This is a genomic window from Nocardia sp. MH4 (genome assembly GCF_019266065.1).
In the GTDB taxonomy this organism is placed as follows: domain Bacteria; phylum Actinomycetota; class Actinomycetes; order Mycobacteriales; family Mycobacteriaceae; genus Nocardia; species Nocardia canadensis.
The window spans coordinates 35,374-59,467 of sequence record NZ_LPNR01000129.1; the positions used below are offsets into that span (position 1 = coordinate 35,374).

General features: G+C 71.3%; 23 protein-coding genes and 1 other RNA gene. 9 read left to right on the forward strand and 15 right to left on the reverse strand.

Features of this window, described 5'->3' with window-relative positions; all coding sequences use genetic code 11:
* Positions 1-87 precede the first annotated feature (87 nt).
* On the reverse strand, positions 88-1,107 hold the full coding sequence (locus tag ATM97_RS31645; protein ID WP_218721854.1) for a hypothetical protein: 1,020 nt from the start codon (positions 1,105-1,107) through the stop codon (positions 88-90).
* Between the two features lie 222 nt (positions 1,108-1,329).
* Between ATM97_RS31645 and ATM97_RS31650 the strand changes: the two genes are divergently transcribed.
* Positions 1,330-1,533, forward strand: a complete 204-nt coding sequence (locus ATM97_RS31650) for a cold-shock protein (protein ID WP_218721900.1) — start codon at positions 1,330-1,332, stop codon at positions 1,531-1,533.
* 57 nt (positions 1,534-1,590) lie between these two features.
* Here ATM97_RS31650 and ATM97_RS31655 read toward each other — a convergent pair whose 3' ends face one another.
* From ATM97_RS31655 to ATM97_RS31665, 3 genes are all read right to left on the reverse strand, one after another.
* Positions 1,591-4,602, reverse strand: coding sequence for a bifunctional [glutamine synthetase] adenylyltransferase/[glutamine synthetase]-adenylyl-L-tyrosine phosphorylase (locus ATM97_RS31655; RefSeq protein WP_218721855.1), 3,012 nt, complete (start codon positions 4,600-4,602; stop codon positions 1,591-1,593).
* A gap of 61 nt (positions 4,603-4,663) precedes the next feature.
* A complete protein-coding gene (glnA, locus tag ATM97_RS31660; RefSeq protein ID WP_218721857.1) occupies positions 4,664-6,001 on the reverse strand; it encodes a type I glutamate--ammonia ligase in 1,338 nt (445 codons plus the stop codon).
* A gap of 121 nt (positions 6,002-6,122) precedes the next feature.
* A complete protein-coding gene (locus ATM97_RS31665) occupies positions 6,123-7,655 on the reverse strand; it encodes an alpha/beta hydrolase (protein WP_374104926.1) in 1,533 nt (510 codons plus the stop codon).
* 212 nt (positions 7,656-7,867) lie between these two features.
* Between ATM97_RS31665 and panB the strand changes: the two genes are divergently transcribed.
* The 4 genes from panB (at position 7,868) to ATM97_RS31685 (ending at position 11,287) form a co-directional block, all read left to right on the forward strand.
* A complete protein-coding gene (gene panB / locus ATM97_RS31670; protein WP_218721861.1) occupies positions 7,868-8,725 on the forward strand; it encodes a 3-methyl-2-oxobutanoate hydroxymethyltransferase in 858 nt (285 codons plus the stop codon).
* Positions 8,726-9,020: 295 nt separating this feature from the next.
* Positions 9,021-9,464 (forward strand): hypothetical protein, encoded by a 444-nt coding sequence (locus ATM97_RS31675; protein ID WP_218721863.1) that lies wholly within the window; start codon positions 9,021-9,023, stop codon positions 9,462-9,464.
* Entirely contained in the window at positions 9,464-10,426 is a 963-nt protein-coding gene (gene pip, locus ATM97_RS31680) for a prolyl aminopeptidase (RefSeq protein WP_218721864.1), read from the forward strand. The genes ATM97_RS31675 and pip overlap by 1 nt, the downstream gene beginning before the upstream one ends.
* 3 nt (positions 10,427-10,429) lie before the next feature.
* A complete protein-coding gene (locus ATM97_RS31685) occupies positions 10,430-11,287 on the forward strand; it encodes a CHAD domain-containing protein (RefSeq protein ID WP_218721866.1) in 858 nt (285 codons plus the stop codon).
* A gap of 270 nt (positions 11,288-11,557) precedes the next feature.
* Here the strand turns inward: ATM97_RS31685 and ATM97_RS31690 are convergent, their stop codons facing one another.
* Both ATM97_RS31690 and ATM97_RS31695 read right to left on the reverse strand, forming a co-directional pair.
* Positions 11,558-12,988 (reverse strand): RNB domain-containing ribonuclease, encoded by a 1,431-nt coding sequence (locus ATM97_RS31690; protein ID WP_218721868.1) that lies wholly within the window; start codon positions 12,986-12,988, stop codon positions 11,558-11,560.
* Positions 12,989-13,008: 20 nt separating this feature from the next.
* Complete coding sequence (locus ATM97_RS31695) at positions 13,009-13,341, reverse strand: hypothetical protein (RefSeq protein ID WP_218721870.1); 333 nt, start codon at positions 13,339-13,341, stop codon at positions 13,009-13,011.
* A gap of 412 nt (positions 13,342-13,753) precedes the next feature.
* Here ATM97_RS31695 and ATM97_RS31700 point away from each other — a divergent pair, with 412 nt between their 5' ends.
* A complete protein-coding gene (locus ATM97_RS31700; protein WP_218721872.1) occupies positions 13,754-14,125 on the forward strand; it encodes a hypothetical protein in 372 nt (123 codons plus the stop codon).
* 66 nt (positions 14,126-14,191) lie between these two features.
* On the opposite strand, the gene rnpB is transcribed toward ATM97_RS31700, so the two are convergent.
* An RNA gene (gene rnpB, locus ATM97_RS31705) (RNase P RNA component class A) lies at positions 14,192-14,597 on the reverse strand.
* Between the two features lie 110 nt (positions 14,598-14,707).
* Here rnpB and ATM97_RS31710 point away from each other — a divergent pair.
* Positions 14,708-15,595 carry an alpha/beta hydrolase gene (locus tag ATM97_RS31710; RefSeq protein ID WP_218721874.1) on the forward strand — a complete coding sequence of 296 codons (888 nt, stop codon included), beginning with the start codon at positions 14,708-14,710 and terminating at the stop codon, positions 15,593-15,595.
* A 16-nt stretch (positions 15,596-15,611) separates the two neighbouring features.
* Here ATM97_RS31710 and ATM97_RS31715 read toward each other — a convergent pair whose 3' ends face one another.
* Positions 15,612-16,046 carry an SgcJ/EcaC family oxidoreductase gene (locus ATM97_RS31715; protein ID WP_255588704.1) on the reverse strand — a complete coding sequence of 145 codons (435 nt, stop codon included), beginning with the start codon at positions 16,044-16,046 and terminating at the stop codon, positions 15,612-15,614.
* Between the two features lie 185 nt (positions 16,047-16,231).
* On the opposite strand from ATM97_RS31715, the gene ATM97_RS31720 reads away from it, so the two are divergent.
* Positions 16,232-16,774 (forward strand): NUDIX hydrolase, encoded by a 543-nt coding sequence (locus ATM97_RS31720; protein WP_218721876.1) that lies wholly within the window; start codon positions 16,232-16,234, stop codon positions 16,772-16,774.
* Positions 16,775-16,842: 68 nt separating this feature from the next.
* Here ATM97_RS31720 and ATM97_RS31725 read toward each other — a convergent pair whose 3' ends face one another.
* Complete coding sequence (locus ATM97_RS31725; protein WP_218721878.1) at positions 16,843-17,235, reverse strand: hypothetical protein; 393 nt, start codon at positions 17,233-17,235, stop codon at positions 16,843-16,845.
* A gap of 114 nt (positions 17,236-17,349) precedes the next feature.
* Between ATM97_RS31725 and ATM97_RS31730 the strand changes: the two genes are divergently transcribed.
* Positions 17,350-18,141: a helix-turn-helix domain-containing protein gene (locus ATM97_RS31730; RefSeq protein ID WP_218721880.1), complete on the forward strand. Its 792-nt coding sequence runs from the start codon at positions 17,350-17,352 to the stop codon at positions 18,139-18,141.
* A 5-nt stretch (positions 18,142-18,146) separates the two neighbouring features.
* Here ATM97_RS31730 and ATM97_RS31735 read toward each other — a convergent pair whose 3' ends face one another.
* The 6 genes from ATM97_RS31735 to ATM97_RS34715 form a co-directional block, all read right to left on the reverse strand.
* Complete coding sequence (locus ATM97_RS31735; RefSeq protein ID WP_218721882.1) at positions 18,147-18,644, reverse strand: N-acetyltransferase; 498 nt, start codon at positions 18,642-18,644, stop codon at positions 18,147-18,149.
* A 108-nt stretch (positions 18,645-18,752) separates the two neighbouring features.
* Positions 18,753-19,442: a S1 family peptidase gene (locus ATM97_RS31740; RefSeq protein ID WP_218721884.1), complete on the reverse strand. Its 690-nt coding sequence runs from the start codon at positions 19,440-19,442 to the stop codon at positions 18,753-18,755.
* Between the two features lie 143 nt (positions 19,443-19,585).
* Complete coding sequence (locus ATM97_RS31745) at positions 19,586-20,737, reverse strand: bifunctional RNase H/acid phosphatase (protein WP_218721886.1); 1,152 nt, start codon at positions 20,735-20,737, stop codon at positions 19,586-19,588.
* Positions 20,738-20,741: 4 nt separating this feature from the next.
* Positions 20,742-21,479, reverse strand: a complete 738-nt coding sequence (locus tag ATM97_RS31750; protein ID WP_218721888.1) for a zinc ribbon domain-containing protein — start codon at positions 21,477-21,479, stop codon at positions 20,742-20,744.
* 110 nt (positions 21,480-21,589) lie between these two features.
* A complete protein-coding gene (locus tag ATM97_RS31755; RefSeq protein WP_218721890.1) occupies positions 21,590-22,705 on the reverse strand; it encodes a Nif3-like dinuclear metal center hexameric protein in 1,116 nt (371 codons plus the stop codon).
* Positions 22,706-22,946: 241 nt separating this feature from the next.
* Positions 22,947-24,094 (reverse strand): aminotransferase class I/II-fold pyridoxal phosphate-dependent enzyme (locus ATM97_RS34715; protein ID WP_255588705.1); only part of this gene is annotated, 1,148 nt, incomplete at its 5' end.

The window sequence follows — 24,094 nt, forward strand, 5'->3', positions numbered from 1 at the left end:
AAGCGCTCCATCGTTGCACGGATCGTACCGACAAACACCGACGCACCAGCGGCCGAACAGAACTCACGGTCCGCGGGTTCGCGAGTCCTAGGTTCCGGTCACCGCGGCGCGGAACGCCGGGGAGGCGTAGAAGGGCGCCAGCCTGCGCCGGACGACGGCGGCCAGATAGCCGCGCTCGTCGAGTGTCGCCAGCACCGAGGGGCCGAAACGCAGCGCCTCCTCGATCATGTCCGCGCGCCCGATGCCCAGCTCGGCCAGCAGTTCGGCCAGCGGGGTGTCGCCGTATTTGTCGAAGACGTGATCGATGCCCTCGTCGAGCAGGGCGTGGAAGTAGTCGGTGTCGCGGAAGGTGCGCCAGAACTCGAAGGTGAGGACGACGGCGTCCTCCACGTCGTTGGCCGAGACCAGCTCGCGGAAGGACCCGATGGAATCGCCGGTGTGCTTGCGCCAGGTCTCGCGGGCGGCGTCGAGCAGCATGTCGTCGGCGTCGTCGCGATTGCCGCGCAGGACGAATCGGGCACCGGTGCGGGTGATCCGGCCGACGCCGTTCTCGATCGCGGGCAGCGCCGGCTCGGCCAGCCGGGCCAGCGCGCCGCGCAGCGACTGCGCCAGACCGCCGCCCTCGGCGTGCTTGCCGTCGTCGACGGCGGTCACGACGGCGCGCTGCACCGCTTCGACGCAGGCGTCGACGGTGACCGGGCTGTTGAGCACCAGCCGCACCAGCCGGTGCGAGACCTCCATGTCGGCCACGGCCGAGACCAGTTCGTCGAAGCGGCGGTTGTCCACCACGTCGCCGACGGGGATCTCGTCCTGGGCGCGATGGTTGTACAGCCGGGCGGCGATCTCGCCGACGAGTTCGGGGATCGCGCCCTCGACCGGGATCTGCACCGCGTACTTGTGCGCGACGCCCTTGATCTGCTCGCGGGTGACCGCCTCGGCCAGGGTCAGCACGGCGCACTCGGCCAGGACGCCGTCGACCTCCTCGGTGACGAGTTCGAGGAAGCCCGCGGGCGTCAGCAGCTGTTCCTTGGCGAAGGCCACGTGCGCGTCGAGCACCCGCAGTGCCAGATCGACGTGTCCGGAGTCCGCCTCGTTGCTCTCACCCATGCCGCCCAGATTGGCACATCGCGGGCGACAGTGTGACCTCGGCGCACCCGTCGCCGATCGGCCATGGCGACACGCCGTGCGCGAGGCGCAGACTCCGCCCACATCGCGGTGCCGAGACCCCCTGCGCGCAGTTTGTCGGCGAGTATGGCATACTTGGCTGCTGAGACTGGGCTGATCACAGAGATCGCCATGGCTCATCGACTGAAAAGACTTGTAAAACACATGACTCAAGGCACTGTTAAGTGGTTCAACGGCGAAAAGGGCTTCGGCTTCATCGCCCAAGACGGAGGCGGCCCCGACGTCTTCGTGCATTACTCGGCCATCAGCGGCTCGGGCTTCAAGTCCCTCGAAGAGGGCCAGCGGGTCGAGTTCGAGGTCGGCCAGGGCCAGAAGGGCCCCCAGGCTCAGGACGTCCGCGCCATCTGATTCCGGCGTGAACGAGAAAGGCCCCGCACCCTCGGTGCGGGGCCTTTCTCTTGTCCGCTATCCCCCGAACACCCGCTCGACGACCGCCTTGGCCCGGCGGGTGATGCGCATGTAGTTGTCGAGGAACTCGCTGCCGTCGTCGGTGGGCCAGCCCGCCACCCGCGCGACCGCCGAGAGCAGTCGGCCCGGACCGGGCAGCTGATCGGTCGGCTTGCCCTTGACCAGCACGAGCGCGTTGCGGGCCGCCGTCGCGGTGATCCACGATTCCCGCAGCAGCGCGACGTCCTCGGGTTCCAGGATGCCCTCGGCCTCGATGACGTCGAGCGCCTCCAGCGTCGAGGTGTTGTGCAGCGCGGGCACCTCGTGCGCGTGCCGCAGCTGCAGCAGCTGCACGGTCCACTCGATATCGGCCAGACCGCCGCGCCCCAGCTTCGTGTGGGTGGCCGGATTGGCCCCGCGCGGCAGGCGCTCGGCGTCGACGCGGGCCTTGATCCGGCGGATCTCGCGCACCGACTCCGCCGAGACGCCACCGGCCGGATAGCGGATCGGGTCGATGACGTGCAGGAACCGCACGCCCAGATCCTGATCGCCGGCCACCTGGTGCGCGCGCAGCAACGCCTGCACCTCCCACGGCTGGGCCCACTGGGCGTAATAGGCCTGATAGGCGGCCAGCGTGCGGACCAGCGCGCCGTTGCGGCCCTCCGGGCGCAGGCCCGCGTCGACCTGCAGCGGCGGGTCGGTGCTCGGCGCGCCGAGCAGGCGCTGGACCTTCTCCGCGACGCCGGTCGCCCACTTCACCGCCGTGGTCTCGTCCTCGCCGGGGCGGGGGTCGCAGACGAACAGCACGTCGGCGTCGGACCCGTAGCCCAGTTCCATGCCGCCGAGCCTGCCCATGCCGATGACCGCGAGGTCGGCGGGCGCCGGCGCGCCCCGCTCGGCCACCGACGCCCGGATGACCGCGCTGAGCGCGGCCTCGAGCACCGCCACCCACACCGACGACAGCGCCGCGCACACCTGCGGCACGTCCAGCATGCCCAGCAGGTCGGCCGAGGCCACGCGAGCGAGCTCGTGCCTGCGCAGCGACCTGGCCGCGGCGACGGCGCGAGACGGATCGTCGTAGCGGGCCGCGGCGGTCTGGATGCCGCGCGCGACATCCTCGGGCTGCGGGCCGAGCAGCTGCGGACCGCCGGGGCCGTCGGCGTACATGCGGATGGTCTCGGGGGCGTTGATCAGCAGGTCGGGCAGGTACTCCGAGGAGCCGAGCACGATCATCAACCGCTGAGCGATGGCGCCCTCGTCGCGCAGTTCGCGCAGGAACCAGATCTGGTCGTCGAGACCTTCCGAGACCCGGCGGTAGGCGAGCAGGCCCGCGTCGGGATTCGGGGTGTCGCCGAGCCATTCGAGCAGCGTCGGCAGCAGTAGCGCCTGGATGCGGCCTTTGCGCGAGACGCCGCCGGTGAGCGCCTTGAGGTGGCCGAGCGCGTTGGCGGGCGCGCCGTAGCCGAGTGCGGCGAGCTGGCGCACCGCGGCGTCGGGGCTCAGCCGCAGCGCGTCGGAGTCGAGCCGGGCGACCGACTCGAGCAGCGGCCGGTAGAACAGCTTGGCGTGCAGCCTGCGCACCCGCATCGAATTGCGGCGGATGTCGGTCTCGAGCACCCCGACCGCGTCCTGCCTGCCGTCGGGCCGGATGTGGGCCGCGCGCGCGAGCCAGCGCATGCCCTCCTCGTCGTCGGAGGCGGGCAGGGTGTGGGTGCGCTTGAGCCGCTGCAACTGCAGCCGGTGCTCGAGCAGCCGCAGGAACTCGTAGGAGGCGGTGAGGTTGGCCGCGTCGTCGCGCCCGACGTAGCCGCCCGCGGCCAGCGCGGTGAGCGCCTCGACGGTGTTGGTGACATGCAGCGAATCATCGACCCGGCCGTGCACCAATTGCAGGAGCTGTACGGCGAATTCGACATCGCGCAGGCTGCCCGCGCCGAGCTTGAGTTCGCGTTCGCGCAGGTCGGCGGGGACCAGATCCTCCACCCGGCGACGCATGGCCTGCACGTCGGCGACGAAGTCGGGGCGCTCGGAGGCGGTCCACACCATCGGCATGATCGCGTCGCGGTACTGCTGCCCGAGTTCCAGATCGCCGGTCATCGGCCGGTTCTTGAGCAGCGCCTGGAACTCCCAGGTGCGGGCCCAGCGCTTGTAGTAGGCGAGGTGGGAGTCGAGCGTGCGCACCAGCGCGCCCGCCTTGCCCTCGGGGCGCAGCGCGGCGTCGACCTCGAAGAACGCCGAACCGGCGACGCTCATCATCTCCGCGGCCAGCCTGGTCGCGGTGGCGTCGGCCGGCTCGGCGACGAACACCACGTCGACATCGCTGACGTAGTTCAGTTCGCGCGCACCGCATTTGCCCATCGCGATGACCGCCAGGCGCACCGGCACCGGGCCGTTCTTGCACACCCGCGCCACGGCGACCGACAGCGCGGCGGTGAGCGCGGCGTCGGCCAGATCGGACAGGTGCCTGCCGACCACCTGATACGGCGGCACCGGCTCGTTCTCGACAGTGGAGGCCAGGTCGACCGCGGCCAGCAGCATCAGCTGATCGCGATACCGGCTCCGCAGCAACGCGATCGCCTCCGGACCGGCGATCTCGGCCCGGAACAGCATCGGCCCCGCGTTGGGTCCGCTCTCGGGTTTCGCCTCGACCGCGGCGAGCAGGTCGGCGATCAGTTCGTCGCGTTCGGGAAGCCGGTTCGCGCGCAGCACTTTCCACGCGGCGGGCGTGGCGACGAGGTGATCGCCGAACGCGGTGGACGAGCCGAGCAGCCCGAACAGTCTGCCGCGCAACGTGGCATCGGAGCGGATGGCCGAATCCAGTTCGGCCCAGTCGGTTCCGAGCGACTCCCGCAGCCGGATCAGCGTGGACAGGGCCAGATCGGCGTCGGGCGAACGCGACAGCGCCCAGAGCACTGGTACGCCGTCGACATTGTCCCAGCCGAGCTGGTGCAGGGAATCCGCTGCGGTGGGCTCGAGCAAGCCGAGCCGGCCGACGCCGGGGACAGCGGAGCGGGCAGTCGGTGGCCGGACCATGCCCTAAAAGTACATGGTCCGCGCATCGACCGCGTCACGCCCGGCGCGGCCGGGCGCGGTGTCACAGACTGAGGTATTCCTCGAGCTCCCACGGGGTCACCTGGCTGCGGTAGGCGGCCCATTCCCGGCGCTTGTTACGCAGGAAGAAGTCGAAGACGTGCTCGCCGAGCGTCTCGGCGACCAGCTCCGAGCGCTCCATCACCTGCAGGGCCTCGTCGAGGGTGCCCGGCAGCGAGCGGAAGCCCATCGCGCGACGCTCGGCGTCGGTCAGCGACCACACGTCGTCCTCGGCCTCGGGGGGCAGCGTGTAGCCCTTCTCGATGCCGCGCAGCCCGGCCGCGAGCAGCACCGCGAAGGTCAGGTACGGGTTGCAGGCCGAATCAGGGCTGCGGATCTCGACCCGGCGCGAGGACGACTTGTTCGGCGTGTACATCGGCACGCGCACCAGCGCCGAGCGGTTGGACCGGCCCCAGGAGGCGGCCGTCGGGGCCTCGCCGCCGTGGATCAGGCGCTTGTAGGAGTTGACCCACTGGTTGGTGATCGCGCTGATCTCGGGGGCGTGCTCGAGGATGCCCGCGATGAACGAGCGCGCCGTGGCGGACAGGTTCTCCGGATCGTCGGGGTCGGCGAAGGCGTTGGACTCGCCCTCGAACAGGCTCATGTGGGTGTGCATGGCCGAGCCGGGATACTGGGCGAACGGCTTGGGCATGAACGTCGCGCGCACGCCCTCGTCGATCGCGACCTCCTTGATGAGGTAGCGGAAGGTCATCACGTTGTCGGCCATCGAGAGCGCGTCGGCGTAGCGCAGGTCGATCTCCTGCTGGCCGGGGGCGCCCTCGTGGTGGCTGAACTCCACCGAGATGCCCATCGACTCGAGCGCGTCGATGGCGTGGCGGCGGAAGTTCGGGGCCGAGTCGTGCACGGCCTGGTCGAAGAAGCCGCCGTTGTCGGCGGGCACCGGAGCGCCGTTCTTCAGGCCGTTCTCCAGCAGGAAGAACTCGATCTCGGGGTGCACGTAGCAGCTGAAGCCCACGTCGGCGGCCTTGTTGAGCTGACGCCGCAGCACGTGGCGCGGGTCGGCCCACGACGGCGAGCCGTCGGGCATGGTGATGTCGCAGAACATGCGGGCGGAGTGCTGGTGGCCCTTGGAGGTGGCCCAGGGCAGCACCTGGAAGGTCGACGGATCGGGCCGCGCGACCATGTCCGCCTCGGACACGCGCGCGAAGCCTTCGATGGCCGAGCCGTCGAAGCCGATGCCCTCCTCGAAGGCGCCCTCGAGCTCGGCGGGCGCGATGGCGACGGACTTCAGGTAACCCAGCACGTCGGTGAACCAGAGACGTACGAAGCGGATGTCCCGCTCTTCGAGCGTCCGCAGCACGAATTCCTTCTGGCGATCCATACCGGCGAGCGTAAGCACCCGGCGTTAAATCCGTGTTACATACGCGCTCGCGTTTGCTATCTCGTCACATCGTTCGCACATCTCACCCGCGGTGACGGGGCGCGCTGAGCCGCGATCCGCCTCAGCAGGTGAGTCCGGCGCCGGGCGCGGCGAGGTCGACCAGATAGTCGATGACGGCGTCGTCGAGGCAGCGGTCGCCCGCGACGAGGGCGGCGGTGTGCCGGTTGCCGCGGAAGGTGATCAGGTCGGCACCCAGCTGCGCGGCCAGATCGACACCGGCCTGGTACGGCGTCGCGGGGTCGTCGGTGGTCGAGACCACGACCGTCTTCGGCGCGCCGGGGGCGCTGACCCGGTGCGGGGTGCTGGTGTTGGGCACCGGCCAGGAGGCGCACAGTTCCAGCGGGGCGGCGCCGGTGCCCTTGCCGTCGTCGAGGAACGGCGCGGCCTTGCGGTACTCGGTGTCCTGGCGGCCGGTGACCGCCGGATCGGTGACGCGCGGATCGTCGACGCAGCGGATGGCGTTGAAGGCGTCCTGGGTGTTGGCGTAGGTGCCGTCCTCGCGGCGGCCGTCGTACATGTCGGCCAGTTGCAGCAGGGTGTCGCCGCGTCCGTCGCGCAGTTCGGTCAGGCCCTGGGTGAGCACGTTCCACAGGTCGTCGGTGTAGAGGGCCTGCTGGACGCCGGTGATGGCGTCGCCGTAGCTGAGCCCGCGCGGGTCGGCGGTAGCGGCGGGCGTGGTCTCCAGCGGGGAGACCAGCGCGCGGAACCGGGCCACGGACTGGGCCGGATCGGTGCCGAGCGGGCAGTCGGCGTTCTTCGCGCAGTCGGCGGCGTAGGCGTTGAACACGCCCTGGAAGCCCGCGGCCTGGCGCAGCGACTCCTGCACGGGGTCCTGGGAGGAGTCCACCGCGCCGTCGAGGACCAGGGCGCGCACGTTCTGCGGGTACTTCTCGGCGTAGGCCGAGCCGAGCCGGGTGCCATAGGAGTAGCCGAGGTAGCTCAGTTTCGGGTCGCCGAGCACCGCGCGCAGCACGTCCATGTCCTGGACGACCTCGCGGGTGCCGACATGGGCGAGCAGGTCGGTGCCGGTGCGCTGGGCGCACCGGTCGGCGTACTCACGATTGTCGGCCTCGGCGTCGGCGATGCCGGCCGGGGTGTTGTCGGTGGGCGGCTCGGCGCGTTCGGCGTCGGCCTGCTGCGGGGTCAGGCAGACGATCGCGGGCAGTGAGGACCCGACGCCGCGCGGATCGAATCCGACCCGGTCGAACTTCTCGGCCAGCTCGGTCCGGTTGCCGACGGCGACCATCGACAGCCCGGAGACCCCGGGGCCGCCGGGGTTCAGCAGCAGCGAGCCGATCTTGTCGCCGGTGGCCGGGATCCGCGACAGCGCGATCTGGGCGGTCGGGCCGTCCGGGCGCGCGTAGTCGACGGGCACAGTGATCCGCGCGCATTCGGTCTTGGGCGGCAGCCGGTCCTCCGGGCTGCCGAAGCCCTCGCACGAACCCCAGTCGAGTGGCTGGTCGTAGAACTTCTCCAGACCGGGCGGCGGTGGCGGCAGCTCCGCGCGCGGCGCGCTGGTCTCGGCGCTCGTGCAGCCGGAGACGATCAGCGCCGCGAGAGCGCCGAGGAGCACGACAAGCCTGCCACGCTGCACTGTGGGCCCACCTTTCCGCGCCGCACGGCGCACAACACGATGCGCCCGATCCGCGCGAAAGGGCTCTCCGTCACGCTAGCCGAACCACCGCTGTGACCGATCACACCGGTACCGGCCCTTAAGTCGGCTCGGCCCGAGGTGGCACACTGGATTCGTCAGAAAAACCCGGGGACCCGGTACGGGCCTCGAGGAACCAGACGAAAGGGACGATGATGTCCGTATCCGATGAGCAGACCCCTGCCTACGGTGCCGCTCCCGCCGCCGAAGCCAAGCCCCGCCGCAAGACCCGCGTCCAGCATCTGCAGCAGATGAAGGCCGAGGGCGAGCGCTGGTCGATGCTGACGGCCTACGACTACTCCTCCGCGCGCCTCTTCGAGGAAGCGGGCATTCCGGTCCTGCTGGTCGGCGATTCCGCCGCCAACGTGGTGTACGGCTACGACACCACCGTGCCGATCACCATCGACGAGCTGATCCCGCTGGTGCGCGGCGTCGTCCGTGGCGCGCCGCACGCGCTGGTCGTCGCCGACCTGCCGTTCGGCACCTACGAGTCCTCGCCGCAGCAGGCGCTGGCCACCGCCACCCGGTTCATGAAGGAGGGCGGCGCGCACGCGGTCAAGCTCGAGGGCGGCGAACGCGTCGCCGAGCAGATCGCGCTGATCACCGCCGCCGGCATTCCGGTGATGGCGCACATCGGCTTCACCCCGCAGAGCGTGAACACCCTCGGCGGGTTCCGGGTGCAGGGGCGCGGCGACGGTGCCGAGCAGCTCATCGCCGACGCCATCGCGGTGCAGGAGGCGGGCGCGTTCTCCGTGGTCATGGAGATGGTCCCGGCCGAGCTGGCGGGCCAGGTCACCCACAAGCTGACCATCCCGACCGTCGGCATCGGCGCCGGCGCCGACTGCGACGCGCAGGTGCTGGTCTGGCAGGACATGGCCGGCTACACCAGCGGCAAGACGGCGAAGTTCGTCAAGCGCTTCGGCAATGTCGGTGACGAGCTGCGCTCGGCCGCGGCCGCCTACGCCGACGAGGTCCGCCGGGGCACCTTCCCCGGCCCGGAGCACAGCTTCTGAGTTTCTGGAGCGCTGGCGCGCTCGAGGTCGCGGCCCCTCCTGTCCCGTCGGTCGGGCACCGTTGCTTGCTCCTTCGTCGCCTACGCAACGGCACCTGACCGACGGGACGGCCGCGACGGCCGCTGCGCGGCCTGCCCTCCTCAGGGTCGGGGCGCGTGGGGCCGGGTTCACGGCGTGTCCGGCCGAGGGCGGGGCGTGCGGGCTCGCGTGTCGAACTCAGGGTTCGGCCGGATGTGCGCGGTGGCACCGGATGGCAGACTCGATACCGACATAGTCGACACGAGTAGAGGTATCGATGCCGCACCGCCGTTGGAAGACCCGTCCCGCGCTGCTGCTCGCGGGCGCGCTCGCCGTCGCGAGCCTGAGCGCTTGCGGCAGTGGGGAAACCACCCCGACAGGCAGTTCCGGCACCACGACCGCCGCGACGACCAGCGTGGCGAAGCCGAGCACCTCCGGCACGCCGGGGAGCGTGACGATCACCGACACCGCGGCCGCGCAGCTGTGCGACATGATCCGGCCCGAGCTGTCCAACTTCCGGGTGCAGGGCCCGACGCTGGGCCGGTTCGCGCTCAACGCGATGGTGCACGAGTGGGCGCTGCGCAACGGCGGGATCAACGCCCAGGTGCTGGCCGACAAGGCGATCGTCGACCGGGTCACCACCGAGGCCTGCCCGGACGTGCGTACCGAGGCGATGACCGCCCTGGATCTGCCGAATCTCGCTGCGGGACTGGCGTTCTGATGCGCGACCTCTACCCGGAGATCGAGCCGTTCGCGCACGGCCTGCTCGACGTCGGCGACAGCCAGTCGGTGTACTGGGAGGTCAGTGGCAATCCCGACGGCAAGCCGGTGGTGTTCGTGCACGGCGGGCCGGGCGGCGGCACCGGGCCGCTGCAACGGCGGTTCTTCGATCCCGCCGTCTACCGCATCGTGCTCTTCGATCAGCGCGGGTGCGGCCGGTCGGTGCCACACCTCGCCGACGGCGCGGACCTCGGCGTCAACACCACCGGGCATCTGATCGCCGACATGGAGTTGCTGCGCGAGCACCTCGGCGTGGACCGCTGGCAGGTGTTCGGCGGCTCGTGGGGATCGACCCTGGGCCTGGCCTACGCCCAAGCCCATCCCGAGCGGGTCACCGAGCTGGTGCTGCGCGGGATCTTCCTGTTGCGGCGCAAGGAGATCGACTGGTACTACAACGGCGCGGCGGGCAACGTCTACCCGGCCGAGTGGGCGAAGTTCCTGGCTCCGGTGCCGGTCGCCGAGCGCGGCGAGGACCTGGTGGAGGCGTATCACCGGCTGCTGCACTCGCCCGATCCGCAGGTGGCGCTCGACGCCGCCGTGGCCTGGTCGACGTGGGAGGGCGCGACGAGTTCGTTGCTGCCGCAACCGGATCGGGTGGCCGAGACCGGCGAGGCACGCTTCGCGCTGGCGTTCGCGCGCATCGAAAACCACTATTTCCGGCACGGCGGATTCCTCGACGAGGGACAGTTGCTGCGTGACATGGACCGGATCGCCGACATCCCCGGGGTGATCGTGCAGGGCCGCCACGACATCGTGTGCCCCGCGGTGAGCGCGTGGGATCTGCACAACGCCTGGCCGGGTTCGACCCTGCACATCGTCGAGGACGCCGGGCACACCGCCCACGAGCCCGGCATCACCCACCATCTGGTGGAAGCGACCGACGCGTTCGGGAAGCGAGGCTGAATCATGGCGCCCAAGGCCGGCAAAGCCGTCGTCGCGGCACTGCGGGACGACATCGACCGGCTGCTCGCCGCCGAACCCGACGTGCGTGCCGACGCCGAGGACTCGGTGCACCAGATGCGCGTGGCCACCCGCCGCCTGCGCAGCGTCCTGCGGTCCTATCGCAGGCTCTTCCACACGAAGCGGGCGGCGGCCACCGAGGCCGAGCTGAAGTGGCTGGCCGATCTACTCGGCGTGGCCCGCGATGCCGAGGTCCGCGCCGAGCGCTTCGTCGACCTGCTCGCCGAGCACGACGAGGTCCCCGACGAGGTCACCCAGGCGCTGGTCGGTGCCTCCCTCGACGCCTACACCGACGCCCACGCCGAGGTGCTGAGCGCGCTCGACGGCAAGCGCTACCGGCGCCTGCGCAAAACCCTGACCGCCTGGCGCACCGATCCCCCGCTGGACCGCGACCTGGCCCGCACGCCCGCGCGCAAGGTCTTCGACGGCGTCCTGCGTCGCGACCGCAAGCGCCTGCGCGCACTGGTCCTCGCCGAACCCACCGCCGCCCCCGCCGACCGCGTCGAGCTTCTGCACGATATCCGCAAGGGCGCCAAGCGCTTGCGCTATTCCTGCGAAGCGGCAGGCACCGTCCTCGGCGACGACGCGACCGACCTCGGCTCGCGCGCCAAACGCCTGCAAACCGTCCTCGGCGACCACCGTGACGCCGTCGAATCCCGCGAGGCCATCCTCGCCGCGGCCGCAACGTCGCCCACCGCGACCGCGACCCTCTACGAACTCCTCGCCGACACCGAGGAAGCCGCCGCGGGCCGAGCCATCGCCCACTATCCCGCCGCCGCGGCCTTCGCCACCGCCGCCGACTAGCGGTCGGCCGCGTCGGTTCGTCACGGACACCGGTCCTCCCGGTCCCGCTCCCGAAGCGCCCGGTCGAGCAGCGGCCAGCCGTCCAGTTCCCTGGTGCGGGCGAAGCCCGCGTCGTCGGCCGACGCGAGGTCGAGCATGGTGCGGACCACACCCGGCCTCGCCGGTCAGCTCGTGCCGATGCGAGACGGCCCACCGGTAGGTCGTGTCGCCGGCCAGGAGACGGCGGTTGCGACGGCTGCCCCCACCCCGAGCCTGCCCGCCGGTGTCGGATCAGGGTCGGGCGTAGTCGAATCCGATGGTGCGGGTGGCGATATCGGCGGTCACGAGCCGGACCGGGACGTGCTCGCCTTCCGGCGGTTTGCCCGCGCAGCGGCCCAGGATCGGGGGTTCGCTGACGAAGATCTCGGCGTCGCGGGTGCCGTTGGCTTCGCGCAGGACCAGCGCCGGGAACTCGGTGCCGACCCGGGGCGCCAGCACGGTCGCCTCGGTCAGGTCGACGCAGGCGCGGTCGACCTTGCTCGCGACGGAGTCGGTGCGGCGCAGGGTTTCCGCGGCGGGCCCGAGACCGTTGATCACCCAGGTGGGGACCTCGGTGCCCGCGCAGTGGGCCAGGCAGATCTCGGTGGTGAAGCGGTCGGCCAGACGGCGCAGCGGGGCGGTGACGTGGGCGTAGGGGGCGCCGATCGCGCTGTGGGTGAGCTGCTCCGCGGTCGGCTGGTCGAGGTCGGCGAGCAGCGTGTAGCCGGCGCCGCGCAGCAGGCTCGTCGCCTCCGACATCAGGACCATGGCGGCGGGGGTGTTCGCGTCGAGGCCGGCCAGCAGTCGGCCGACGGGCATGTCGGCGGGCCAGGCGACGCCGAGCGCGGCCGCGGTGCGCCGCATCGAGGCGATCGCGCTGTCGGGCGGCGGCGGCATAGTGCGCAGCAGACCGATCGCCGGGCCCTGGTGCGCCAGCATGATCTGGGCCGCGCACATGCCGGTGAGCAGCGAAACCTGCTCGTTCCAGTCGTCGGCGGCGGTGCGCGGTTCCAGTTCCAGGCGCCAGTTGTCGCCGTGGCGCACCACATCCTGGGCGGGCAGTCGCAACGCGATCGCGCCCCGGTCGAGGCCTGCCTCGATCCGCAACCTGCCGAACTCGGGCAGCGCGACCAGCGAGGGGTGCAGCGTGCCCGCGTCGGCGGCGGCCTGGACCTGCGCGTAGTCGAAGCGCTCGCGGGAGCGCACCAGCGCGCGCGTGACCGAGAAGCGCTGCGGGACAGCGCGTTCGTCGAGGTCGATGGTCCACAGCGCGGCGGGCCGGTCCACGCCGGGCAGCAGGCTGGCGGTGCCCTCGGACAGCACCGTCGGGTGCAGCGGGACGGTGCCGTCGGGCAGGTAGAAGGTCTGGCCACGGGTTTCGGATTCCCGGGCGAGCGCACCGCCCGGCACGATCACGGCGCCGAGATCGGCGATCGCGTACTGCAGGGTGAAGCCGGTGGGGGTGCGTTCGAGGTGCAGCGCCTGGTCCAGATCCATGGCGCCGGGCGGGTCGATGGTGACGAACTCGATGTCGGTCCGGTCGACCCGCGTGCCCGCGAACGCGTCGACCGCGTCGCGGGCCTCCGAGACGGCCTCGGCCGGATAGTCCGAGGCCAGCCCGAATTCGGAACGGATGGCGCCGAAGTCGACCGGCGCCGAGACGATCCGCTGATGGAGTTCCATCCTGGCAGGTTAGCGAGTGCCTACTGCAGGGCCAGCATGGTGCCGTTGAGCTGGTCGAACGGGCCGTACACGGTGAAGGTGACCCGACCGTTGGGGACCGACGAGGAGACGGTCGCCGCGGCGTCGAGCGCCTGACCGAACGAGGCCGCCGAGGGGTGCGGCAGACCGGCGACGGTCAGACCGAACCGGGTCTGGTGGACCCAGGCGGTATCGGCCGGGCTGAGGTCGACCTGGACCCCGCCCGCCAGCGGGGTCACCGCGACCGCGCTCGCCGATCCGGCACCCAGCGAGGTGAAAACCGCAGCGGCTCCGGCGATCAGTGCACCGGCGACAATGGAACGAACTACCCGCATGTAAATGTGACCTGCTTCCGCGATCGAATGTGTTGGGCTCACCACCCGGGCAGCGAGCCCTGCCGACGGCGAACACTCTATGACCTCGCTCACGTTTCCGGCGACTTCCAGCGCATTTTCACGCAGGCGACACACTTTTCCCGCGCTCGTCCCGCCAGTTGTTACTGTGTCGGCGGCACACCCGGCAGCTGCCGGGCAGTGCGGCACCCACGTCGATAAATGGGAGTTCCGAGCGTATGTCGTCGCTGATTTTCGATTACCTGTTGCCGATCCTCGGCCCGGACCAGGCGTCCTACTGGGCCCAGCTGTTGGTGATCAACCCCGCGTAGCTCACCGAGCAGATCGAGCACCTGTCGCCTCCCGTTAACCTCACGGGAGGCGGCTTGTTTTCTGGGGCGCTAGCATCCCGCGCGTGAGTAGAACTACCGCCGCTCTCGCGGCCAGCGCCACCGTCTTCGCCCTGCTTCTGACCGGCTGCGGCGACGACTCCTCCTCTTCCGCCGCCGCGGGCTCCTCGGCCACCACGACGCCCGAGTACAAGGTCGATCCGAGCAAGGCGGGCATGTTCGTGGTGAGCTACCGCAACGCCTTCCCGAAGCTGGCCGCCGGGCGTGACGATGCCGCCGTCGCGACCGTGCTGAACCAGTCGTGCGGTGACATCAAGGCGGGCAAGTCCGAGGCCGACACCATCACCGGGATCATCAAGGCCACCAAGAACGGCGCCGACGCCGCGACCGAGGACGAGGCCAAGGCGATCTACCAGATGTCCACGCTGATGTGCTGAGCCGGATTCCGGCGCGACCGGGGCGGCGGTTCCCCTGGGGGAGCCGCCGCCTCGTCGTTCGACAGGCGGACGAGCCGGCCTGTAAGCCGGATCCTGTCCCCGGTTCACACCGGGGGACGACCATCCATCTGGACACACCGTCGCCGGGTGCCTCGAGCGGTCCACCCGCAGGCTCGGGCGAGCAGCCCTCGAACACCTGCGCAGCCGCACCGTGAGGTGCGACCTTCGACCTTGCTCCGGGCGGGGTTTACCGAGCCGCCCCGGTCACCCGGGGCGCTGGTGCGCTCTTACCGCACCGTTTCACCCTTACCGCACGTGCTGTGCGGCGGTCTGTTCTCTGTGGCACTGTCCCGCGGGTCACCCCGGGTTGCCGTTAGCAACCGCCCTGCTCTGTGGAGTCCGGACTTTCCTCGGTACCGAGCAGCGGCGCGCACGCGCCCGTTCTCGTCACCGCGGTCGCCCGGCCGACTCGTCCGCTCGTACAGAGTACCGTGGCGCGAACGACGGCCTCGGCGGCGGCAGCCCGCGTGACCGCGCAGGGCCCCGGGAGCGCCGCCCGAAAACGCAGTACGGTAATCACCCATGGAACGTGTCGACGTCAGTTTCCCCTCGGGTGACCAGCAGTGCGCTGCCTGGCTCTACCTGCCCGACGGTGCGCCCCGGCCGCGCCCGCTGGTGATCATGGGACACGGGCTGGGGGCAACCCGCGAAATGGGGTTGGATCGATATGCGCGGCGGTTCGCCGCGGCGGGGATGGGGGTGCTGGCGTTCGACTACCGGCATTTCGGCGCCAGCGAGGGTGATCCGCGCCAGGTGCTCAACATCGCCCGTCAGCGGCAGGACTGGAAGGCCGCAATCGCCTACGGGCGCAGTATCCGGGGGTTCGACGCGACCCGAATCGCGTTGTGGGGCACCTCGTTCGGCGGCGGGCACGTGCTATCCGTGGCGCCCGACGACGACTACCTCGCCGCGGTGGTCGCGCAGGTACCGTTCACCAGCGGGTGGGCCTCGGCGATGGCGAAGGGACCGATCAGCGTCACCAAGGTCGCCACCATCGCCGCCACCGACCTGCTGTTCGGCCCGATCCGGCGCAAGCCCGTGCGGATCCGGCTGGCGGGCCGCAAACGGGCCGCGGCGCTGATGAGCGCGCCCGATGTCCCGGAGGGATTCGGCAGGCTCGCCGAGGAGAGCGAGACCTACCGGCCGAAAGTCGGTGCGCGGGTGGCATTGTCGACCCTGTTCGACGCGCCGGGCCGCCGCGCGAAGGCGCTGAAGGTACCGGTGTTCTACGCGATCGCCGAGAACGATTCGGTCGCCCCGGCCGGCCCGACCCGCAAGGCGGCCGAGCGCACCAAGCACGCGGTGGTCAAGCAGTACCCGGTCGGCCACTTCGACGTGTACTTCGACGACGTCTTCGAGCAGGTCGTGCGCGACCAGACCGATTTCCTGGTGTCGGTGTTGCGTCCCTGAACCCGCCGAGGTCCCGTCAGCGCGGGCGCCGGCCGGCGATCCGGGTGTTCTGGAACGAGGTGAAGCGCCAGCCTCGTTCCGTGCGCACCGCGGTTCGGATCTGGATGCTGCGCTCCTGCGGTTCGGTTCGCGGCGCGCCCGGCGGCAGGGGCCGCACGCCATAGGTCACCAGCACCGCGGTATCGCGGGTGGGGAACCGCAGACTCGTCCCGTCCGGCTCCGACAGGCAGGTGCCCCGCATCATGCCGTCGAACCCCGCTTGCATGACGGTCGCCAATTCCGCGCGGCCCTGGACGAATTCACCGAAGACCGAGACGAAATCGGCATCGTCGGTGAAGGTGTCGGCGAAGGCGCTGCCGTCTCCGGCCGCCCAGGCCGCGGCTTGGGCGGCGAACAGCGCGCGCACGGCGCGCTCGTCGGGTTCGGCCATCGGCCCGCCGAGAGTGGTCATATCCGTCTCCTGTCTCGAAGTGACGGTTCGACCCTTCCGTGCCATCGGCAGGCGCCGCAATGACCTCCGAGGTCATGGCCGGACATCCACCCGGATACGCCGGCGAGAGGCCGACCGGAACGGATACTTCGATCGAGGCCCGGCACTTGCCCTATGTCGAGTCCCGAGTCGGGCACCATGGAGGCATGGAACAGCTCAGCTCGCGCACGATCTACACCAATCCGTGGATGCGGCTGCGGGAGGACACCATTCGCCGGTCCGACGGGTCGGTGGGGATCTACGCCGTGGTCGACAAGGTCGACTGGGCGATGGTGATCCCGTTCGACGGCGCGGGGTTCCATCTCGTCGAGCAGTACCGGTACCCGCTGGGCGAACGCTACTGGGAGTTCCCCGCGGGCACTCCCCCGCAGGGCACGGCGCCGTCGCCGCTCGAGCTGGCGCACAACGAATTGCGCGAGGAGACCGGGTTGCGAGCCGGGCGGATGACGCCGCTGGGCATCCTGGCGACCGCACCGGCCTCGACCAGTCAGCGTGGCCATTGTTTCCTGGCCACCGACCTCACCCCGGGTGAGCCGCAGCGCGAACCCGAGGAGCAGGACATGCGCACCGCGTGGTTCTCCCGCGCCCAGTTCGAGGCGATGATCCTGCGCGGGGAGATCATCGACGCCCACGCGGTAGCCGGGTACGGCCTGCTGCTCATGCACGAACGCGGCCTCAGCTCACCGTAGGTCTTCCCAGCCGGGGTGACGCGGGTGCCGTCGCCCACCGTCCGTGCTGATCGATCCGCGGGTGGCCGTCATCGGAGGGCCGCTCGCAGGCCCGCGAATTCGAGTGCGGCGAAGGTCGCGACCAGGACCGCGCCGGTGAGCAGGAAGCCGATGCCGAGGGCGGTCAGGGGCAGCAGACCCGAACAGGCCAGAGCCGTCATGCCCAGGGCCGAGGCGGCGTTGACAGCGACGACCACGCGGCCGTAGCGATGCGGGCGGTGACCGGCGATGGACAGCAGGGCCGCGCCGCCGGTGATCATGACGGCGCCGAAGAGCAGCGACAGCGCGGTCGGCAGACCGAGCGGCGCGCGCAGCAGTGGCGCGCACAGGGTCAGCCCGCCGCCGAAGAGCGCTGTGCTCCAGCCGTCTACACGCAGGACGGTGGGCAGTCCAGCGCGGCGTCGGTCGGTGATCGTGGTCATCGTCGGCTCCTGTTCTCCGGGGGGTGACGAGGCCACTGTGCGGGGCGCGGGTCATGCTCGCAATGACCTCCGAGGTCATGGCCGGGCCGTGGTCGCGCTGGATACGCTGGGCCGATGACGGATCCGCGGATCGGGCCGCTGCTGCGGGAGTGGCGGCAGCGGCGCAAGCTCAGCCAGCTCGACCTCGCGCTGGCCGCCGACACTTCCTCCCGGCACCTTTCCTACGTCGAGACCGGGCGCGCCGAGCCGAGCCGAGCGATGGTGCTGCGACTGTGCGACACCCTCGATGTGCCGCTGCGGGAGCGCAATACGCTGCTGCTGGCCGCCGGGTTCGCGCCCGCGTTCCGGGAGTCCGCGCTCGACGATGTCGCGCTCTCGCCCGCGCGCGCCGCGATCGAGACGATGCTCGCCGCGCACGAGCCGTATCCGGCGGTGGTGGTCGATCGCTGGTGGGATGTGGTGGCGGGCAACGCCGCCATGCCCGTGCTGATGGCCGGGGTGCCCGAGCACCTGCTCACCCCGCGCCCCAACGTCTTCCGGCTGGTCCTGCATCCGGACGGGCTCGCGCGCAGGCTGGAGAACCTGCACCAGGTCCGCGAACTGTTCCTCGAACGGCTCCTGCGCCAGCTCGGCGCCACCGGAGACAGGCGACTGCGCGCCCTCTACGACGAGGTCAGAAGCTATCCGGCACCGGCTGATTCGCCCGGCACCGCCGAGCCGACCGGCCCGTTCCAGGTCCCGATCCGCATCAACTCACCGCTGGGCCCCCTCACCATGTTCTCGACCATGGCCACCTTCGGCGCCCCGGCCGACGTCACCCTCTCCGAACTGGCCATCGAGTTCTTCTACCCCCTCGACGACGCCACCGCCACCGCGCTGCGCGCCATGGCCGCCACGGCCAACTGACCGGTTCAGAGCGAGCGGCGCATCTCGAATTCGGTGCGCGGATCGCCCGGCTCCACCGGACCGCGCCGGCCGGTCGACGCGAAACCGTGTCGCCGGTAGAGGTTTTCGGCGGCCTCGTTGCCCTCGGTCAGTTCGAGGTACACCGCGGTGCAGCCCTGTTCGACCGCCCAGGCCAGGGCGGTGGTGATCAGCTGATCGGCAATGCCGCGGCCGCGAGCGCGGGGCGCTACCCACATCGAGATGAGATGAGCAGCCGACGAATCCGTCGTCACGCCGACGGTCCCCACCGTCATCTCGGACATCGTCGCCACGAACTGGGCGCGGGTCCGCAGCACCTCGCGCCAGTCGTCGGGGGTGCGTGCCAGCGCCTGCCCGATGGTCTGGCCGAAGGCGGTCGGCGCGTCCCGCAACGCACGCAATCGCACCTCGCGAAACACCGCCCACTCCGCGGGTTCCAGCTGCCGTATCGCGACGGTGGCGCCGCAACGGCGAGTCTCCCCCATGCCGGTGATTGCAGCACGCCGCCCGTGGCGGAGCAACCGGTTTCGAGCGGAGATGACGGCAGGGGCGCACCACCGCGTCGGTGATGCGCCCCTGCCGGGTCAGCCGGATCAGATCGGCTGGAAGCCCGCGCCGACGCCGCCTGCCCGGTTCAGCACGTCCAGGATGACCTGGATGGGCTGGAAGTAGGCGGGCGAGTGGATCGGGTTGGCGCCACCGGTGCACGGGATGTCGAAGTCGACGGGGCCCAGGCCGGTGAGCCTGCCCTGGTTCATGCCGACCAGCCGGTCGCCGACGACGACCGGGCCGCCGGAATCACCGGGCTGGGAGCAGTACTGGTTGATCGAGGTGCCTTCGAGCTCACCCCACACCACGCCGCAGCTGCGACCGCTGGTGCGACCGTCCGAGCACACGGTGGTGCCGGGGCCGGGCGCGCCGCCGATGCCGACGACGGTGGTCTGGCCGATGGTGCGCACCGGCAGGACCTTCGACGCGTCCAGCTGCAGGACCGCGAAGTCCAGGTAGTCGCCGTCGTCGGAGAAGGCGACGGTGCCGATGACGCCCGCGTTGAGCGCCTGCTCGGCGCCGACCCGAGCCCCCGTCGGCGCGCAGTGCCCGGCGGTCAGGCCGACCAGGCGACCGGCGTTGTCGTGGCCGATGGCGGTCAGCGAGCAACCGGAGTTGTTGTCGAAGACGATGCCCGAGGCCGCGCCGAGCACCACGCTCGGATCGGCCGACACGCTGCCCGCACCAGCGGACGCGGTGAGCGCCCCCGCGATGGCCGCCGCGAACGCCGCCATCCGTAGAAACCTCATCAAGTACCTTTCTCGACGGCCGCGGCATCTCCGCACGCCCGAGAGACTTCTCGGGCGCCGGGGCATAGTCGTTACGCCGACCGCGAACCGGGGCGACCGTACCGCGCCCGGGTGACCGACGGCCAGCGCTAAAGGTACGAGACGTCGTTGACCAGACGGACGGAAGCGCCGCCGTCGGGGTAGAACTCCGCGATGCACAGCGAGGCCAGGTCCAGGTGCAGGCGATACAGCAGCGACGGGCCGACCCCGAGCGCCAGCTGCAGCAAGGTCTTGATCGGCGTGACATGGCTGACCACGACGATGTTCTCGCCCGGATACAGCCCCACCAGATCGCGCCGCACCGATTCGATCCGCTCGCGCACCTGATCGAAGCTCTCGCCACCGGGCGCGGGCACCGACGGGTCGCCCAGCCAGTCCGCGTGCAGCTGCGGATCGCGCTGCGCGGCCTCGGCGAAGGTGAGCCCCTCCCAGTCGCCGAAGTCGGTCTCGATGAGCCCGTCGAGCACGCGCAGCGGCACGTCGAGCGCGGCCGCTGCGGCTTCGGCGGTGGCGCGGGCCCGCTGCAGCGGCGAGGTCACCACCGCGGCGATATCGCCCTTGGCGGCCAGCATCTTCGCGGCCCGCTCGGCCTGGTCGCGGCCGAGATCGGTCAGCGGCGGATTGCCGCGACCGGAGTAGCGGCGCTCGATCGACAGCTCGGTCTGGCCGTGCCGCAGCAGCAACAGCCGCGTCGGCCTGCCGACCGCGCCGGTCCAGCCGGGGGTGGCCGGAACACGCTGGGCGGCAGCGGAATCGCGCGGCTCGGTGGCGGGCACGGCGACCTCGTCGCCCGCCGCGTGCCCGGCCGCCACGGCGTCGCGGACGGTGCCGACGACCGCGCCGTCGTCCATCGCCTCGTTCGCCAATCGGTCGGCGTGGGAGTTCTCCGCGCGCGGAATCCAGGTGAAGGTGACCCGATCGAACCCGGCGGCCAGCCCGCGCGCCTGCTCGGCGAGCGGAATCATCGACGGGTGCTTGACCTTCCAGCGTCCCGACATCTGCTCGACGACGAGCTTGGAATCCATCCGGACCGTGACCACCCGCGCGCCGAGCTCGGCCGCGGCGGCCAAACCGGCGATGAGACCGCGGTATTCGGCCACGTTGTTGGTGGTGACGCCGACATACTCCTTGCGCTCGGCCAGCACCCGCACATGATCGGCGGCGAACACCACCGCGCCGTAGCCGGCGGGGCCGGGATTGCCGCGCGACCCGCCGTCGGCCTCGACGATCACCTCGTTCATCGGGTTACAGCCCGGATTCCTTGGTACGCACCATGATCGCGCTGCACTCGGGGCAGCGCAGGACCGCGTCGGGGGCGGCCTTGGCGATGCGCTGCATCTCGCCGCGATCGATCTCGATCCGGCAGGCGCCGCAGCGCCGGGCCTGCAGCAGGGCGGCGCCGACGCCGTGGGCGGCGCGCTGCTTGTCGTAGATGGCGAGCAATTCGTCCGGGAACAGGCCGACCAGCCCGGCCCGGTCGTTCTCGCATCGCCGCTGGGCCACTTCCAGATCGGCCATCGCCTCGTCGCGCAGCCGTTCGGCGTCGGCGAGGTCCTGATCGGCCTTGCTCAATCGGGCGCCCGCGTGGTCGTGATCGGCGACCATGGCCTCACGCTGTTCCATCACGGTCAGCAGCTCGTCCTCGAGCACCGAGCGGCGACGCTCCAGGCTGCTCAGCTCGTGCTGGATCTCGGAGAGCTGCTTGGCGGCGACGGTGCCCGCGGTGAGCATGCCGCGGTCGCGGTCCTCACGCTTGCGGACGGCGTCGACCTCACCCTCGAGCTTGCGGATGTCGCGGTCCAGATCGTCGATGCCGATCTCGACCGCGACGGCGGCGTCCTTGTAGCCGTTGCGCTCGGCCGCCAGGCGCGCCACCTCCTGCTGTTCGGGCAGCGCGTTCCTGCGGTGCGCGATCCGCGTCAACTCGGCATCGACAGCGGCGAGCTGGAGCAGCTTGGACTGGACCGACGGTTCGACATTCAACGCGCACGAACTCCTGAACACGGTGGACGGATGGGTTGGTCAACCGTACCGCGCCGCGCGGTGTGGGTACGCCATGACCCGAGGACCTGGGCCCGGGCTCCCCGGCGGGGTCAGCCGGTGACCGTCCACGGGTCGGTGCGCAGGGTGCAGACGCGGGTCTCGATCCCGGGCAGGGCCGCGCGGACCACCTGCTCCGCCTGCCCGCACCAGGGGAACTCCGTGGCCCAGTGGGCGGCGTCGACGAGGGCGGGGCCGCCGCGGCGCAGGTGTTCGTCGACGGGGTGATGACGCAGGTCGGAGGTGAGGTAGGCGTCGACGCCCGCGCGGACGGCCGCGTTCAGGTAGGAGTCGCCCGCGCCGCCGCAGACGGCGACGCGCCGGATGACGCGGTCCGGATCACCGGCGGCGCGCACGCCCCAGACGGTGCGCGGCAGGCCGACGCCGACCCGGGCGGTGAACTCGCGCAGGGTCTCGGGTTCCGGGAGTTCGCCGATGCGGCCGATGCCGAGCGAGGACGGCAGCGGCGCGCGCTCGGTGACGTGATAGGCCGGTTCCTCGTACGGGTGCGCCGCGCGCAGGGCCGCCAGGACGGCCAGGCGGGAGGTCGGCGGCGCGACCACTTCGACGGCGTCCTCGGTGACGGTCTCGACCGTGCCGACGGCCCCGATCGCCGGATTCGCGCCGGGCAGGGGACGGAACTGGCCGGTGCCGGAGGTGTACCAGGCGGCTTCGCGGTAGTCGCCGATCGCGCCCGCGCCCGCGGTGAACAGTGCCGACATGAGCGAGGCGGTGTGCGTCTGCGGGACCTGGATCACCCATTTGTCCACGGCGGCAGCGGGCTTGGGGTCGAGCGGGCCGGTGACGGTGAGGCCGACGGCGGCAGCGAGCGCGTCCGAGACGCCGGGGTCGGCCGAATCGGCGTTGGTGTGCGCGGAGAACAGGGCGCAGCCGGAGCGGATCAGCCGGTGCAGCAGCGCGCCCTTGGGGGTGTCGGCGGCGACGGTGTCGACGCCGCGCAGCAGCAGCGGGTGGTGCACGACCAGCGCCTGGGCGCCCCACTCGATCGCCTCGTCGACGACGGCGGCGGTGGCGTCGACGGCGAACACCACCTTGGTCACCTCCTGGCCCGGGTCACCGCACACGAGCCCGACCGAATCCCAGGTTTCGGCCAGCCGCGGTGGGTACGCCGCGTCGAGTACCCCGATCAGTTCGGCCAGGTCGGTCACCGCCGCCTCCTTCGTTCCGTTGCCTTACCCCGACACCATCGAAGCGGCGGGATCACCTTGCACCACAATGCTTTCCACTACTCGCGCCGGGAACCTGCGGTGGCCCCGACCCGATCCTCCGGCACCACAGCACCACCCGCCGCGGCCACCACAGGGCAGCCCGCCTGTGCCACCACAGGCCCGGTCGCGTCTGGCACTACGGGCCAGCCGGCCGCCACCACGACGGGCCCAGTCGCTCCTGTCACCACAGCGAGGCCCGCAAACCCTCGACCAACCGATCGACCTCGTCCGCGCCGCGCACGGCGACCCGCAGGTGATCGGGCCCCAGCCCGGGGAAGGTGTCGGCCCGGCGCACCGCGATGCCCCGGTCGGCCAGGCGCTTGCGCAGCAGTTCCCCGTCGGGGACGCGCAGCAGCAGGAAGGGGCCCGCGGCCGGGGTGTGCACGTCGAGACCGAGGGCGGTGAGGCGCTCGATCATGCCCGCGCGTTCGACGGCGATCTCGTCGGCGTGCCGACGGGACGCGGTGACGGCCGCCGGTTCGGCGGTGGCGATGATCGCCTCGAGCTGCAGCGTGCCCAGCGGCCAGTGCGGGCGGCCCTGGGTCAGCCGGGCCAGCACCTCCGGCGCGCCGAGCACATACCCGCACCGCAGTCCGGCCAGCGCCCAGGTCTTGGTGAGGCTACGCAGGACGAGGACGTCCGGGGCGGCCAGCGCGGCCAGCGACTCCGGTTCCCCGGCGATGTGCGACGTCGGGGAATCCGACCCCGGTCGGGAGGTCGATCGCACCGGCGCTCCCGGTTCCACGTCGACGGCCGGCGCCGTCCAGATGGACGATGCGTCCGGCGCACTCGGGGTCGACGACAGGTCCGGCGTCCGGCGTGCGGACGACGACGCGGGCCGCGCACCACCAGGATCGGCCACCGCGCCGCGCATCACGGCACCGGACGCGACGTTCCGGGCAGCGCCGGCCACGTTGTCGCCCGTACCGCCGAATTCCCGGCCGCCGCCGGGTCCTCCGTCCACTGCCGCACCCGCGACGGTGCCGTCCGCGACCGCGTCGGCGAACGCCTCGTCGACCACCACGAGACGCCCCGGCCGACGCAACGCCGCGATAACGGCCGCCGGGTGCAGTACCGAGGTCGGGTTGGTGGGATTGCCGAGGACGACCAGATCGGCCTCCTCGGGAACGAGATCAGGATCGAGCGTGTACGGCGGTTCCAGGATCACCCGCGTCACCGGGACACCGGCCTCCCGCAGCGCCAGCTCGGGCTCGGTGAAGGAGGGGTGGACGACCGCGGCCAGGCGCGGGGCGAGCCGGGGCAGCAGGGCGAAGCCCTCGGCGGCGCCGGCGAGCAGCAGGACCTCGTCGGGGCGGCGGCCGTGGCGGG

Coding starts and splice junctions, on each gene's coding strand:
- ATM97_RS31735 (WP_218721882.1), bottom strand. CDS start 18,644: ATGGGGGAGACTCGCCGTTGCGGCGCCACCGTCGCGATACGGCAGCTG.
- ATM97_RS31710 (WP_218721874.1), top strand. CDS start 14,708: ATGGAACGTGTCGACGTCAGTTTCCCCTCGGGTGACCAGCAGTGCGCT.
- pip (WP_218721864.1), top strand. CDS start 9,464: ATGCGCGACCTCTACCCGGAGATCGAGCCGTTCGCGCACGGCCTGCTC.
- ATM97_RS31730 (WP_218721880.1), top strand. CDS start 17,350: ATGACGGATCCGCGGATCGGGCCGCTGCTGCGGGAGTGGCGGCAGCGG.
- ATM97_RS31685 (WP_218721866.1), top strand. CDS start 10,430: ATGGCGCCCAAGGCCGGCAAAGCCGTCGTCGCGGCACTGCGGGACGAC.
- ATM97_RS31675 (WP_218721863.1), top strand. CDS start 9,021: ATGCCGCACCGCCGTTGGAAGACCCGTCCCGCGCTGCTGCTCGCGGGC.
- ATM97_RS31740 (WP_218721884.1), bottom strand. CDS start 19,442: ATGGCGGCGTTCGCGGCGGCCATCGCGGGGGCGCTCACCGCGTCCGCT.
- ATM97_RS31650 (WP_218721900.1), top strand. CDS start 1,330: ATGACTCAAGGCACTGTTAAGTGGTTCAACGGCGAAAAGGGCTTCGGC.
- ATM97_RS31745 (WP_218721886.1), bottom strand. CDS start 20,737: ATGAACGAGGTGATCGTCGAGGCCGACGGCGGGTCGCGCGGCAATCCC.
- ATM97_RS31725 (WP_218721878.1), bottom strand. CDS start 17,235: ATGACCACGATCACCGACCGACGCCGCGCTGGACTGCCCACCGTCCTG.
- ATM97_RS31715 (WP_255588704.1), bottom strand. CDS start 16,046: ATGACCACTCTCGGCGGGCCGATGGCCGAACCCGACGAGCGCGCCGTG.
- ATM97_RS31655 (WP_218721855.1), bottom strand. CDS start 4,602: ATGGTCCGGCCACCGACTGCCCGCTCCGCTGTCCCCGGCGTCGGCCGG.
- ATM97_RS31645 (WP_218721854.1), bottom strand. CDS start 1,107: ATGGGTGAGAGCAACGAGGCGGACTCCGGACACGTCGATCTGGCACTG.
- ATM97_RS31690 (WP_218721868.1), bottom strand. CDS start 12,988: ATGGAACTCCATCAGCGGATCGTCTCGGCGCCGGTCGACTTCGGCGCC.
- ATM97_RS31695 (WP_218721870.1), bottom strand. CDS start 13,341: ATGCGGGTAGTTCGTTCCATTGTCGCCGGTGCACTGATCGCCGGAGCC.
- ATM97_RS31720 (WP_218721876.1), top strand. CDS start 16,232: ATGGAACAGCTCAGCTCGCGCACGATCTACACCAATCCGTGGATGCGG.
- panB (WP_218721861.1), top strand. CDS start 7,868: ATGTCCGTATCCGATGAGCAGACCCCTGCCTACGGTGCCGCTCCCGCC.
- glnA (WP_218721857.1), bottom strand. CDS start 6,001: ATGGATCGCCAGAAGGAATTCGTGCTGCGGACGCTCGAAGAGCGGGAC.